The sequence below is a fragment of the Ferrovum myxofaciens genome (assembly GCF_013181415.1).
In the GTDB taxonomy this organism is placed as follows: Bacteria; Pseudomonadota; Gammaproteobacteria; order Burkholderiales; family Ferrovaceae; genus Ferrovum; species Ferrovum myxofaciens.
The window spans coordinates 857410-870301 of record NZ_CP053676.1 but is presented as its reverse complement, the minus strand read 5'-3'; the positions used below and the strand labels follow the sequence as shown (position 1 = coordinate 870301).

13 protein-coding genes and 2 tRNA genes are annotated in these 12892 nt (G+C 52.2%); 7 read left to right on the top strand and 8 right to left on the bottom strand.

The window, feature by feature from the left end:
* Together HO274_RS04240 and HO274_RS04235 are read left to right on the top strand one after the other, a co-directional pair.
* Positions 1-1434, top strand: a complete 1434-nt coding sequence (locus HO274_RS04240; RefSeq protein WP_031596026.1) for a beta-barrel assembly-enhancing protease — start codon at positions 1-3, stop codon at positions 1432-1434.
* 13 nt (positions 1435-1447) lie between these two features.
* Positions 1448-2461, top strand: a complete 1014-nt coding sequence (locus HO274_RS04235; RefSeq protein WP_273121690.1) for an NAD-dependent epimerase — start codon at positions 1448-1450, stop codon at positions 2459-2461.
* A 31-nt stretch (positions 2462-2492) separates the two neighbouring features.
* On the opposite strand, the gene HO274_RS04230 is transcribed toward HO274_RS04235, so the two are convergent.
* From HO274_RS04230 to HO274_RS04195, 8 genes are all read right to left on the bottom strand, one after another.
* Positions 2493-4133, bottom strand: coding sequence for a phospholipase D family protein (locus HO274_RS04230; protein WP_273121688.1), 1641 nt, complete (start codon positions 4131-4133; stop codon positions 2493-2495).
* 64 nt (positions 4134-4197) lie between these two features.
* Positions 4198-5118 (bottom strand): sensor domain-containing protein, encoded by a 921-nt coding sequence (locus tag HO274_RS04225; protein WP_273121686.1) that lies wholly within the window; start codon positions 5116-5118, stop codon positions 4198-4200.
* A 121-nt stretch (positions 5119-5239) separates the two neighbouring features.
* Positions 5240-5467: a zinc ribbon domain-containing protein gene (locus HO274_RS04220; RefSeq protein ID WP_273121685.1), complete on the bottom strand. Its 228-nt coding sequence runs from the start codon at positions 5465-5467 to the stop codon at positions 5240-5242.
* Between the two features lies 1 nt (position 5468).
* Complete coding sequence (locus HO274_RS04215) at positions 5469-5870, bottom strand: HEPN domain-containing protein (RefSeq protein ID WP_062188445.1); 402 nt, start codon at positions 5868-5870, stop codon at positions 5469-5471.
* Complete coding sequence (locus tag HO274_RS04210) at positions 5854-6165, bottom strand: nucleotidyltransferase domain-containing protein (RefSeq protein WP_031598993.1); 312 nt, start codon at positions 6163-6165, stop codon at positions 5854-5856. Before HO274_RS04210 ends, HO274_RS04215 begins: the two co-directional genes overlap by 17 nt.
* A gap of 43 nt (positions 6166-6208) precedes the next feature.
* Entirely contained in the window at positions 6209-6628 is a 420-nt protein-coding gene (locus HO274_RS04205) for a hypothetical protein (RefSeq protein WP_273121684.1), read from the bottom strand.
* A 412-nt stretch (positions 6629-7040) separates the two neighbouring features.
* Positions 7041-7117, bottom strand: a tRNA-Arg gene (locus tag HO274_RS04200).
* A 25-nt stretch (positions 7118-7142) separates the two neighbouring features.
* Positions 7143-7994 carry a radical SAM protein gene (locus HO274_RS04195; RefSeq protein ID WP_062188444.1) on the bottom strand — a complete coding sequence of 284 codons (852 nt, stop codon included), beginning with the start codon at positions 7992-7994 and terminating at the stop codon, positions 7143-7145.
* Between the two features lie 166 nt (positions 7995-8160).
* On the opposite strand from HO274_RS04195, the gene HO274_RS04190 reads away from it, so the two are divergent.
* The 5 genes from HO274_RS04190 to HO274_RS04170 all read left to right on the top strand — a co-directional run bounded on the left by HO274_RS04190 (position 8161) and on the right by HO274_RS04170 (position 12804).
* The gene (locus tag HO274_RS04190; RefSeq protein WP_031599179.1) at positions 8161-9408 is read left to right on the top strand and encodes an aspartate kinase; all 1248 of its coding nucleotides are present in this window, start codon (positions 8161-8163) and stop codon (positions 9406-9408) included.
* 18 nt (positions 9409-9426) lie between these two features.
* A tRNA-Ser gene (locus tag HO274_RS04185) sits at positions 9427-9519 on the top strand.
* A 786-nt stretch (positions 9520-10305) separates the two neighbouring features.
* A complete protein-coding gene (locus tag HO274_RS04180; protein WP_273121682.1) occupies positions 10306-10728 on the top strand; it encodes a CHC2 zinc finger domain-containing protein in 423 nt (140 codons plus the stop codon).
* Positions 10721-12277 (top strand): YfjI family protein, encoded by a 1557-nt coding sequence (locus HO274_RS04175; protein WP_062188441.1) that lies wholly within the window; start codon positions 10721-10723, stop codon positions 12275-12277. Before HO274_RS04180 ends, HO274_RS04175 begins: the two co-directional genes overlap by 8 nt.
* The gene (locus tag HO274_RS04170) at positions 12274-12804 is read left to right on the top strand and encodes a hypothetical protein (RefSeq protein ID WP_062188440.1); all 531 of its coding nucleotides are present in this window, start codon (positions 12274-12276) and stop codon (positions 12802-12804) included. The genes HO274_RS04175 and HO274_RS04170 overlap by 4 nt, the downstream gene beginning before the upstream one ends.
* Positions 12805-12892 lie beyond the last annotated feature (88 nt).

Sequence of the window (12892 nt, the reverse complement as noted above, 5' to 3'; positions counted from 1 at the left end):
ATGAAACGATGGTTACTTTTTCTTTATGTCAGCATGCTGTCCGTTCACTTGACGGCCTACGAGTTACCCGACCTGGGCGACAGTTCTTCCATGACATTGTCGAGCAAGGACGAGATGGCTCTGGGACGCCAGGTGATGCAGGAGATCCGCGCGGATCCCGCCTATTTCAACGATCCGGAGAGCGTAGATTTTGTCAGTTCCGTGGGGCACCGTTTGTTGGCCGTGAGTGATGATCTGGGCGATCAGCATCACTTCGAATTTTTTATTCTGGAAGATCCCACACTCAATGCCTTCGCCTTGCCCGGTGGGTTCATCGGGGTACATACGGCGCTGATCGAAGCGGCGGACAATGAGTCTGAACTGGCCTCGGTACTGGCCCACGAAATCTCCCACGTCACCCAGCATCATATTGCCCGTGCCATGGAGGATCAGAACAAGAATTTGCCCCTCTCCCTGGCGGCCATGGCGGCGGCCATTCTGGCGGCGCGCAGCAGTCCTGATGGGGCCATGGGTGGGGTGGTGGGGGCACAGGCCGGGATGGTCCAGGCCCAACTGAACTTTTCTCGGGGGAATGAACGGGAAGCCGATCGGCTGGGCATTCGTCGCCTTCTCAAGACTGACTACGATCCCCGTGCCATGGCGACTTTTTTTACCAAGTTGGGGCGTTATGGTCGCTTTTATGAAGGGGCACCTGCCTTTCTCCAGACTCACCCCTTGACCACCGAACGTTTGGCGGAAATACAGGACAGGTTGCAGAACGTTCCTTACCGGCAAGTTCAGGATGGTCCGGATTTCGCGCTTATCAAGGCCCGTATTCAGGCTCTGGTGGGAACCCCCCATGAAGCACTGGAAAGTTTTCAGAATCACGACTACGATATCCATCGTTCCGAGGACGTTCCTTTGCTCTATGGAAAGGCGGTTGCGCTGTGGCGTAGTCGCGCTTATGGAGAGGCTCAGTCCCTGCTCGAACAGGTGCGCGCCGTTTCTCCGCCCAATGCTTTATTTGACAGTCTGCGCGCTCAGATCACATTGGACTCGGGGCATGTGCATCAGGCCATTCTACAGTTTCAACATGGATTGCAGCGCTTTCCCGATGAGCGTGCGCTCAATTACGGTTATATCACGGCTTTGCTGACCGCAGGGTTACCTGAACAGGCGCTCAAGATCATCAACGAACGGATTTCACTCACCAGCAGCGATGAGCAACTCTACGAATTCCAGTCCCAGGCTTATTCTGCACTGAATCAGCAGATGATGAGTCATGAAGCCCTGGCCCATGCCTACCTGTTGCTGGATAATCCCAGTGCCGCCATGGACCAACTTCAGATCGCCCTGGGAGCAGGCGATGGAAACTTCTACCAGAAATCCCAGGTGGAAGCCACGATGCGCGAAATCAAGGCAGAACTGGCGGCACGCAAGGGCAATAAAAAGTAACCTGAGATCACCGATGAAAATACTTCTTACAGGTTGCGCCGGATTTATCGGCATGCAGGTTTCCCAACATCTCCTAGAACGGGGGGATGAGGTGATTGGGGTGGACAATCTCAATGACTACTACGATGTTTCCCTCAAGGAAGCGCGTCTGGCCCGTCTCACACCCTATGGAAACTTCGATTTTCATCGGCTCGATATCGCTGATGGGACGGCTCTCCAAGCACTCTTTGCTCAGGAAAAGCCCCGGAGAGTCGTGAACCTGGCCGCCCAGGCGGGGGTGCGCTACTCACTGCAGCATCCTCAGGCGTACATTGATGCCAATATCCAAGGTTTCCTGAATATTCTGGAAGGTTGTCGCCACCATTCCGTCGAACATCTGGTCTATGCCAGCAGTTCCAGTGTCTATGGGGGCAATACTCAACTGCCTTTTTCCGAGCACCATGCCGTCGATCATCCCGTCAGCCTGTACGCTGCCACCAAAAAGTCCAATGAACTGATGGCCCATACCTACAGTCATTTATTCAATCTGCCCACTACGGGTCTCCGTTTCTTCACCGTCTATGGTCCCTGGGGGCGCCCGGACATGGCCCTGTTCAAATTCACCCAGGCCATCCTGGCAGGATCTCCCATCGATGTCTATAACGAAGGGAAGATGGTGCGTGACTTTACCTACATCGATGATATCGTGGAGGGTACAGTGAGAGTCCTGGACAAACCCGCCACTTCCAACGAAGGCTTTCAGAAAGAACATCCTGACCCCGCTACCAGTTGGGCTCCCTACCGACTTTTCAATCTGGGTAACCAGCATCCCACCCCTCTGATGGATTATATTCACGCCATCGAAGTGGCTACGGGAAAAAAAGCCACCCTGAACTTTCTTCCCATGCAGCCAGGCGATGTGATGGCTACAGCAGCCAACACCGAAGAACTGGAAAAGTATTGCCAATTCACCTCCTATACTCCGGTGGAGGAGGGCGTAAAACGGTTCGTTGATTGGTATCGGACGTATACTGCGGCCAAGGGATAGGATTTTTGCTCCACTCAAGGGCCGCATCCCGTTATAACTCGTCATCCATGGGCAGCAAAGATAAAATATTGGCCTTGATTCTTTGCCAGTCACTCCTTGCCGGCTCCGTCGTATACTCGACAGTTTTACCGTTTTTCCGAGTGCGCCACACCAGGCTCTGTCCCACATCGTTTGGCCGCAATGCCAGCTGGTAGGCATTGGCCGGCTGCACCATAGCATCAAAACGCGTAGCAATCTGTTGCGCGAGCACGGGCGAGTCGATGATCAGACCGATCTCGGTATTGAGATGCATCGATCGTTGATCAAAGTTCATTGAGCCTATGAACAACTTTTGACGGTCAAATACGAACAGTTTCGCGTGCAGCGAATAATTTCCGTAGCGCGATATTGCCTTCGTTTCACCACTGCCGCGTGTGTTCCCCAGCAGCGAACGGATTTCATAAAGTTCCACGCCCTCTTCGAGCAATGGTATCCGATAATGCATATAACCAGCCTGCGCCGGCAATATCATGGATGAATCAAGTGAGTTGGTCAAAATGCGAACTCGTACGTTGCGTTTACGCAAGTCTTCGATCAGTTGCATCCCTTCCTTTCCCGGTATCAAAAAGGGCGTCACCATCAGTAATTCGGACTTTACCTCGAGGGCTGCATTGGCCACCGCGCGGTGCATCAATTTGCCCACCATTTCTCCATCTTCAACTTTTTTCTTGTCGGGGCTATCATAAATCAACTGTGCATGCGCCCAAATCAGAGGCAAGCGACCGGAGATAATCCCGTCAAATGGCTCGCCACTCGCAACCCGCTTTAAATAGTCAACCCCGGTCGCTTTTATCTCTCGATTCTGTTGTTTCAATTCCATGCGACGCTCTCTCAAGGTGGCATGGGACGGTTTTTCACCTGAAAGCGCCTCAGCAGGAATTGACAGATCGGAGTTCCAGAATTCATCGAAACTTGACGAGAGTTTTTTAGTGATGGGGCCGGCTACAAAGACATCATCATCGGCAAATTGGGAATCAGGATCGATCTGAAAGTATTGATCCCCGATATTCCGCCCTCCTATCAGCGCGATGGCATTGTCCACGACGAATAATTTATTGTGCATCCTGTAGTCGAGTCGGGAGGCATTGAATGTGAATTCTGTGGCTCTGAGCAACTCACTGTGACCACGATATGCGAAAGGATTGAATATTCGAACCTCGATAGAAGGATGTGCCGCCAGTTTGGTAATCTGCTCATCGCCAGCCACGGTGTCTCCATCGTCGAGCAGTATGCGCACACGCACCCCACGATCAGCTGCGCGCAATACGGCACTGGTCAGCAACTGTCCTGTATCGTCGTCGCGAAAAATGTAATATTGAAGGTCGAGTGTTCGTTCTGCCGCGTTGATCATTTGCATTCTGACCAGAAAACCGTTGGCTCCTGCCGGTATGATGCGAAATCCTGAGTTGTCGCCATGCTCCCGGCCAGCATTTTCGAACTGACGGCCGAGCCTTGTTTCCTCAGAATTGGCGAGTGCTGAGGATTTTGTTTTTGCGAAATTTGAACCAGGAGGAAGCGACGCACATCCACTCAAGACTGCGAGGATTATCATTACAACAAAGGAAAAACGTCCGGTCATTTTGGTAATCATGGCAGATAGGCTCTTTTCAACGAACTCGAATTGCGGTGTCAAGTTTTTGTTCCTTGACCGATTTCGGCCTACCGCTTACCCTCATGGGGTTGCGAGTGTAATGCCCTCATGGCGTCACCAATGACCTGAAACAACCCTTGCCTTCCCGCTTTGCCTCGTAAAGTGCAAGATCAGCATATTTGAGAAGATCCTGCGGATTCGTTCCGTGGTCCGGATAAAATGCAATGCCGATGCTCGCGTTCAGCATGATAGGATGGCCCTGCAGTTCCATCTCCTCCGAAAGTTTCTGCAGTATGGTTTCCGCCAGACAGTAGGCCGGATCCTTTCTTTCCAGTCCATCGAATAAAATGATGAATTCGTCCCCTCCAGGCCTTGCCAGCAGATCCGATGCACGGATTGACTCCTTGATGCGGCTTGCGGCTTTCACCAGAACCTCGTCTCCTACGAGATGCCCGTAGGTGTCGTTCACCTCCTTGAACCCGTCCAAGTCTATGCCCATCACTGCGATGATGCAATTCCGGCGCGCGGCCTTCCTGCAGGCGTCGTCGAGGGCGGCATAAAGGTGGTGACGGTTTGCAACTCCCGTCAGGGAGTCGGTCAGAGCGATCCGCTCGAGTTCCCTTTCAGCAGTTTTTCTGTCGCTGATGTCCAGAATCGCGCCGGCCATGTAATTTTCGTCTGAAAAGGGAAAAATGGCTTTGTGAAAGATCACATCGTGGATCGAGCCATCTGCATATTTGACCTTGGCCTCATATTGCTCCTCGCCGCCAGCCCTGAAAAGCCGGTTGTCCGCTTCATGATAGACCTTCGCCAGTTCCGCATCCCAGAGATCGTATACGCTGCGACCCACGATCTCGCCGGACTTTTTCCCTACGTATTTTTCGAAGGGAACGTTGCAATACACGTAGATCCCCTTCGAATTTTTGACGAAGATCGGTACAGGAAGCGCATTGATGATCGACTGAATCAAAACGGATACGTCAGCGCAACTGAACTCGCCGCTTGCCTGATCATGTTCCACGGTCATGATTCTCCCAATTTTTGTTGTTGGTGATTTCGGGACATTACAAATAGCCGCTTTTTTCTCGACCCTATCAGCATAAACGTTGACATCTCCCCCAGCCAAAGCAAGGGGATTCCTACGGCGCTCAAGCAGAGGCTGCTTGAGTCACTTCGGTGGGTTCCTGCTTCACGGAACGGCCTGACTGCGCCGATTCTCCACAGGCTAACAAGCGATGTCCTCGCTCTAAAATATTGATAGCGCCAACCCTATCGGCGTTGTTCTCATAGCCGCATTCCACGCACGCAAACTTGGCTTGTGTCTGGCGATTATCTGCCGACACATGCCCGACGCGTTCGTGGTTGGTGATCGTCATCTTAATCCCTCTGTTCCAAACTCGCTGTAGCCCAGGCAAGTGTTTGTTCTACTATATCAATGAACCAAGTCGGTTCACACAAAGGTGGCTCATCATCGGGCAGTTCCTCATAACGTAGCACCACGCCATACGGCACCAACTGCCCCAATTCGTCAGCATTGGGTGGCAGTGTTTGCTGCGCTTGCCGCAATAGTTCGACCAACATCACCAAATTATGAGTGCGCGGATAAACAACATTTGCGTTCGACAATACCGCTTTGAGTGCCTTTTCAACCGCCTGCTCGGCATGAAATCCCAACACCCATCCCGGCGCATCTGCTTCACCCGCCAGTCGACGCACCACAAAAAAATCATCGCGTGCTTTGGTCAGCAAGCCATTTGCATGATCAAGCTGCGAATTCATGCAAACTCCCTTCGCGATCAGCGCGCCATGCCAGCGTATTGATGATTGACTTTTGCCTTTCAAATGCAGCAGCACTCAGCACTACTACATCTGCTGGAATCAGCTTTTGTCCCAGCAGGGTCGAAATCCTTGCCATCTCCGCAAAACGATTCGACACCTCTGGCTCAATCACCAGCAAATCAACATCGCTATCGAGCCGTGCATCGCCGCGCGCTTGAGAGCCAAACACAATCAAGCGACTTCCCTCTGGTAGCTTCCCTGTTAAACACAGTGCTGCTTCATCAATCCATGCCATCTTTCGCATCCTATTTCATTTCGCATCTTCACTGCGGCAATCCCTACCGACGCTTCGCCGGTTTCCTGAACATTGCATAGTGCCGCTGCAAGCGCTCCACATAAGTTTTGTCCTGGATGATTTCCTCAAACAATGAAAGGAAAAATTCTGCGTGTGGTGATTGTGGATTCAGCAAATCGAGGGTCGGACGGCACAGATCTTCAATGTCCATTAAGTCAGTTCCTGCCCATCCCCGATAGAACTCTGGAGTTTCCCAGCCATAACTAATCGTGGCCCAAGCCTTGTCCCCGCTGCGTTGGCCCAGCACTTTAATCATGACTCGACGGCAATCGCATTGTGCATCGTCGCAATAGAACTCTAGGAAGCCATATTCATCAGCGGGTATTTCCCTGCCGGGTGAGACGGTGCAAGCGCGCATTTCCTTGAATGCGAGGTCTCTGAATCGTGTAAAAAACGCAGACATTATCATTTCAGTTGTTCTCCCGCCTCAAGCGCAAGTTCATGCGGATTCATCAAACATGTCGTCGGTGCCCGTTGTTCCGGCACTCGGCTTTCCCCTTGCCTTCCTGGTAATTTCTTGCCAACTTTGCACCAGCCCATTGTACGCCATGGCCTCAGCAGCGTGCTTCTTGCGCTCGCACAGAGTGTAAGGACAAAGGTTGGGCAAGCACAGAAGATCGGCGGAAATGGTGGCGGCTTGTTGAAACGCCAGCACATTCCCATAGCACAAAAAATAATAGTGATGGAAACACTTAATCTCAAGTAGGCTGCTGCCTTCCTCAATATGCTGGTCGAAAATTCACCGGAAATTGGTACGTTTATGACTGCAGGAAAGAACAATGGGCTAAGCATTTCTGCCTAACCCATTGATTGTTTGGCGCGCCCGGCAGGATTCGAACCCACGACCCCTTGGTTCGTAGCCAAGTACTCTATCCAACTGAGCTACGGGCGCATCCGAAGGATTATAGCATTGTTGTTCAGACAGTGACAACGGGAACGCCGAGGTCTTCGATTTTTTCTGCCAAGTCCGCCAACCAGGTTCCCGAAACTGCTCCCAGGCGTGTTCCTCCAGGTTGCAGAGAAAGACGCGCCAAAGTGTACAGCAGGATGCCCTTGATGGGAATCTGCGCATCCTTTATGTGCCGAATAAAGTCCAGATACCTCTGGACTTCCTCCGTCGAAGGCGCCACTCCATCCCGTGTCGTCATGCAGGTTTGAATCCAGGTGGGGCAATGCGGTGCGATGGTTGCCAGTCGATGTTGTATCTGTCCAAGTGATAGATGAATCTGATTGGCTTGCCAGATGTCTTCGGAGGAGCCCCGGTCAATCTTGAACCAGAGCTCCCCACCGTGTTTCGTGGAATTCTCCAGAGCACGAAGCACAGCAGGTTCTTGCACATGACTGCCGTTCGTGATGGTAATGATTTTGACCGAATGTAATGGCGGACGTTGCTCAAGAGCCCGTAAGGCAATATCCATGGCGCCGGAAAACTGATCTGAACTGGTTGGCTCACCATTTCCTGAAAAGGCAATGTCTTTCAGATAACGCAATTCAACGGGGACATACGTCTCCAGAAATGTTTCCTGGGTCACGGCATCCAATAGGAAATTCAGTTCCCGTTCAAGTTGATCCAGGTCGGTAGGCGCAGCCTTGCCGCGCACCAGATCGGGTACCTGACAATACTCGCAAGCCCAGTTGCAGGCATTATTCTGGTTCAGATTGATTCCCACGGACACTCCGCCTGCACGACGGGAAACCACAGGATAAACCGTTTTTAGGCCGAAAAAAGGACGGTTATGGTCTGTAAAACTCAAGCGGGTCTCTGTCATGGGGTCCTGAGCATGGCCGGTGTAATTAAAGTAACGATGCTATCCTGAAATGCTGCCGTCTTGGGAATATGGGGGGAACGTAGCTGTAAACATATTTTCCCATTCTGCCAGTATCCATAATTTCCTGTAAAATTGTCGGTCAACCCCTTTAGGTTAGATTGTCAACATGGCATTGATTGTACAAAAATATGGAGGCACTTCCGTCGCTAATCCCGAACGCATCCAGAAAGTTGCGGAGCGGGTAGCCCGGTTTCATGCCCAGGGACACCAAATCGTGGTGGTTGTGTCTGCGATGAGTGGGGAGACGGACCGACTCATTCGGTTGGCGAAGGAGATTAATCCTCATCCTGACGGACGGGAACTGGATGTTCTGGTTTCCACCGGGGAACAGGTCACCATTGCCTTGATGGCCATGGCCATCAAGGAACTAGGGATTCCCGCGCGCAGTTATACAGGGGGTCAGGTGCGTATCCTGACTGATGAGGCCCATACCAAGGCCAGAATTCTGGACATCCAGGCCGATCGTTTGCTTGCTGATATTGCTGCTGGCACCGTCATCGTGGTTGCGGGCTTTCAGGGTATGACGGAACGGGGGGATATCACGACCTTGGGCCGCGGAGGCTCCGATACCACCGGGGTGGCCATTGCAGCAGCCCTTAAGGCCGATGAGTGCCAAATCTATACGGATGTGGATGGGGTATACACCACAGACCCGCGCATCGTACCAGAGGCGCGCCGCCTCGCGACCATCACTTTCGAGGAAATGCTGGAAATGGCCAGTTTGGGATCGAAAGTGTTGCAAATCCGCTCTGTGGAATTTGCCGGGAAATACAAGGTCAAGTTGCGTGTGTTATCGAGTTTTTCTGAAAACGACAATGAAGGCACCTTGATCACCTTCGAGGATAGCAAAACCATGGAACAACCCATCATTTCAGGTATCGCGTTCAATCGCGATGAAGCCAAACTCTCGTTACTGGGCGTACCCGATCGCCCGGGAATTGCTCATGCGATTTTATCGCCCGTGGGTGAAGCTCATGTCGATGTGGACATGATCATCCAGAATACGGGAGTAGATGGTTCTACGGATTTTTCTTTCACCGTACATCGAAACGATTACCAGAAAACTTTGGATATTTTGACACAGTCCATCAAACCCCTGACCGGGGCTCGGGAAGTACAGGGCGATTGCAAGATTTGCAAGATTTCCATCGTGGGCGTAGGTATGCGATCCCATGCAGGCGTGGCCAGCCTGATGTTCCGTACCCTGGCGGATGAAGGCATCAACATTCAGATGATTTCCACTTCGGAAATCAAGATTTCTGTGGTGATAGACGAAAAGTATATGGAACTGGCTGTCCGCGCTCTCCATAAAGCTTTTGGCCTGGATAGCGAAAATTCTCTAATTGAGCGATAATGGCGCCTGCGTCAGACCGGAGAGATGGCCGAGTGGTCGAAGGCACTCCCCTGCTAAGGGAGCATGCGGTCAAAAACTGCATCGAGGGTTCGAATCCCTCTCTCTCCGCCAACTCATTGAAAAACCGCTAGAAATAGCGGTTTTTTTATGCCAAAATCAAACCTGATTCAACCTGAAAATCGCATAAAATTCTCCATTTTCAAATTCCAAGTGTCCCTGTTTTGTCCCCGTTTTTCTCATTCTGACTTACTCTAACTCATTGTAACTGTCCCTGTTTTGTCCCAATCGGACAGACCTCGCGCCGCCAACTGTCCCCGATCAGCAGCAACACATCCCTGCGCCAAAAATATTTTTCACTAAACAGCCAAAAACACCCCAAATCGACTGATTACACGCCCGTGCAATGACATATCTCACGAACAGCCCATCTGGGCTCAGTCTGGGTTTATACCCATACCCGCCGACAATTGTGCCCATTTTGTCGGAGTGTGAGGGGGTGAGCGGGAGTGTGTCTGAATGACTTTTCTGTTTAAATTCAATAAGTTATAAGTTGACAAAGGGATTTTTTTGCGAGATGATTCACTCATCCCATCTCTAAGGAACTTACTTAATGACTCACCAAAATCATCAGCAACTACAGTTTGCGATCAGTGTTGTTGATGCGCTTTATTTGCTCGGTTGGACCGGAACCAGGAAGGAGGTCAGCAAGGCCGCTTCAAATTTGATCTCCAGAAACCGCTATCCACTACCTATCAGAAAAATTGGGCCGTACAAACGGGTCCTCATGAATGATGTTTTGAAGGCATGCGACTCAGACCTGTTTTCAGAACCGGCAATGACCAAATCACAACAGACGGAAAGCAGAGGTCGGGGCCGTCCGAGGAAAGGGAGCCCATCATGACTGTTGTGGAACTGCTGGAAAGGCTTCAGGGCGTTCGCAAGACTGACCATGGATGGACAGCCAAGTGTCCGTCTCACAACGATAACAGCCCTTCGTTAAGCGTAACCGAAAAAGACGGGAAAATCCTGCTCCATTGTTTTGCGGGATGTGGTGCCCATGAGATCGTTACCGCGGTGGGTCTCGAACTATCCGATTTGTTCCCTGAAAAGCTGGAATTTTCCAAAGGACGAACGCCACGATTCCCGGCCCATGAGGTTTTGATGGGATTGTCTGACGAGATCGATATAGCATCACTCTTGATAACCCGCTGGTTCGACCCGAGCAAGATTTGGGACCTGGACCACTACGACCGCCTGTTACTAAGTAACGCTCGCATTCAGAGCGGCGTGGTCATGATTGGGGGGCACCGTCATGAATAATCTGACCCCCAGCGAACTGCAGGCACTTTCAATCTCAAGACCGGCAAAACCGTCTATTCTGGACACGTTGGGGGTGGTCATGGCTTGGCCAGTGCCGCAGAATCTGGTCACCAGAATACAAACGGCCCCGTATCCCATGGACGCACTGCCGGATGACCTGAGGGCTACGGTTGGGGAAGTCCAGGCTTTTGTGAAGGCACCTGTCGCGATGGTCTCGACCTGTGCTATCACGGCGCTGTCGGTGGTGATTCAGGGCGTTGCGGATATTCGGAGAGCCTCAAAACTTGAAGGGCCAAGTAGCCTGTTTTCGCTGATCATCGCTGATTCAGGGGAACGCAAGTCAACCCTTGACAATTTTTTCTCGAAAGCAATCCGAAACTATGAAGACGTGGAGCGCGACCGGCTAGCGGAAGCCGTCAAGGAGAACCGTGCTGCCATTGCGACATGGACAGCAAAACGGGAAGGGCTGCTTGCTGCGATCAAGGTGGCAGGGAAAAGCGGCAAATCCACGGCTGACATTGAGGCCAAAATGCGCGATCACGAGAAGCGGGAACCAGCCCGTCTCCTGGTGCCGCGACTGACTTATTCAGACGCGACCAGCGAGGCATTGGCTTGGGGACTGCATGACGCATGGCCTACCGCCGGTTTGCTGTCCTCAGAGGCCGGTACCGTCTTCGGAGGGCACAGCATGGGCGGGGATTCGGTACTGAGAAACCTTGCGTTGCTGAATCAGTTGTGGGGAGCCGAAACAGTGCGGATTGACCGGCGCACTGCCCCATCATATATCCTCAAGGATGTGCGTTTGACGGTTGGCTTGCAGGTACAGGAGGCCGCTTTCAGATCGTTCCTCGAAAAGACCGGAACGCTTGCCCGAGGTTCGGGGTTCATGGCGCGGTTTTTGGTTTGTTGGCCGGGATCAACCCAAGGGACGCGAACATTCAAGGAGGCCCCGGCAACATGGCCGGCGTTGGCCCGGTATCACGAGCGTATGACCGAACTACTCCAAAGACAGCGCGGGATCGTCAAAGGAATTATCCCAGGTATGGTCGATTTAAGTGATGAAGCCAAGGCGCTATGGATCAAGTTCCATGACACGATTGAAACAGAACTAGCCAGCAAGGGAACACTGTTTGATGTTCGGGATGTTGCGTCAAAAGTTGCCGACAACGCAGCCCGTCTTGCGGTGATCTTCCACGTTTTCGAGACGGGTAGCCCGGTCGGACCCGTTGCGGAGCGACATATGGCCGGCGCGATCAGGGTTGCGGCTTGGCACCTGAAGGAATCGCAACGTTTCTTTGAGGAATTGGCACAGCCCCAGGAGATTGCCGATGCTGCGAGACTTGAGGGGTGGCTGGTTTCTGAGTGTAGTGGGCGAGGAAGTCCACCCACGAGGCGACACGCGCAGCAATATGGCCCAGTTCGGGACTCGAAACGACTTGGTGCGGCGTTGTCTGTTTTGGCTGACCTTGGACGCGCCAGAGAAACATCTGTACTCAAGCGGAAGGTCATCGAAGTGAACCCGGCTTTACTTGGTGGGGAGGTGGCATGAGACTTGACGACATTATCAAGGGTGATGGTTTTGGTGGGAACGCTAGCGCTACACCTGCTACTTTTGCTACGCTTCAGGGTGGAAAAGGGGTAAATGTAGCAAAAGTAGCAGGTGTAGCAGTAGCAAACCTTCAGAAACAAGCGCGCTGCTGGTTTGTGACCGAACCCGGCCGGAAATCATTCGAGGTTTACTGTTCCCCACCGGCATTGATGAGCGAAGTTCTGGACGGACGACCTGATGGCACCGCGGCAACACCATGCGAACCGAAACCAGTCAAGGCGTTCAGTCCGCCAGCAATCAACATTGAGCCGTGGCGTGATCGCCTCTGGGCGCAGTTGGACGAGAAGCCTGCCCTGAATTACGCCATTGAGGTTGTGTTGCCGAGCGATGATAATCCTGACGTTGAAATTCGCGTGGTGCGGCGCGGCGTTGGGACATTCACCCTACTGGTACCAAGGGGAACGATGACCCCGGTGGAGTGTCAACTAAAGATTCTGGAACTTTGCTGCGCATGGGCCGATTCCTGAAAATGCTACTGCTACAACTGCTACAACTGCTACATTTGCTACGCTTCAGGGTGGAAAAGGGGCAGTTGTAGCAGTAGCAACTTCAAAA

Coding starts and splice junctions, on each gene's coding strand:
- HO274_RS04240 (WP_031596026.1), top strand. CDS start 1: ATGAAACGATGGTTACTTTTTCTTTATGTCAGCATGCTGTCCGTTCAC.
- HO274_RS04235 (WP_273121690.1), top strand. CDS start 1,448: ATGAAAATACTTCTTACAGGTTGCGCCGGATTTATCGGCATGCAGGTT.
- HO274_RS04225 (WP_273121686.1), bottom strand. CDS start 5,118: ATGACCGTGGAACATGATCAGGCAAGCGGCGAGTTCAGTTGCGCTGAC.
- HO274_RS04220 (WP_273121685.1), bottom strand. CDS start 5,467: ATGACGATCACCAACCACGAACGCGTCGGGCATGTGTCGGCAGATAAT.
- HO274_RS04215 (WP_062188445.1), bottom strand. CDS start 5,870: ATGAATTCGCAGCTTGATCATGCAAATGGCTTGCTGACCAAAGCACGC.
- HO274_RS04210 (WP_031598993.1), bottom strand. CDS start 6,165: ATGGCATGGATTGATGAAGCAGCACTGTGTTTAACAGGGAAGCTACCA.
- HO274_RS04205 (WP_273121684.1), bottom strand. CDS start 6,628: ATGTCTGCGTTTTTTACACGATTCAGAGACCTCGCATTCAAGGAAATG.
- HO274_RS04195 (WP_062188444.1), bottom strand. CDS start 7,994: ATGACAGAGACCCGCTTGAGTTTTACAGACCATAACCGTCCTTTTTTC.
- HO274_RS04190 (WP_031599179.1), top strand. CDS start 8,161: ATGGCATTGATTGTACAAAAATATGGAGGCACTTCCGTCGCTAATCCC.
- HO274_RS04180 (WP_273121682.1), top strand. CDS start 10,306: ATGACTGTTGTGGAACTGCTGGAAAGGCTTCAGGGCGTTCGCAAGACT.
- HO274_RS04175 (WP_062188441.1), top strand. CDS start 10,721: ATGAATAATCTGACCCCCAGCGAACTGCAGGCACTTTCAATCTCAAGA.
- HO274_RS04170 (WP_062188440.1), top strand. CDS start 12,274: ATGAGACTTGACGACATTATCAAGGGTGATGGTTTTGGTGGGAACGCT.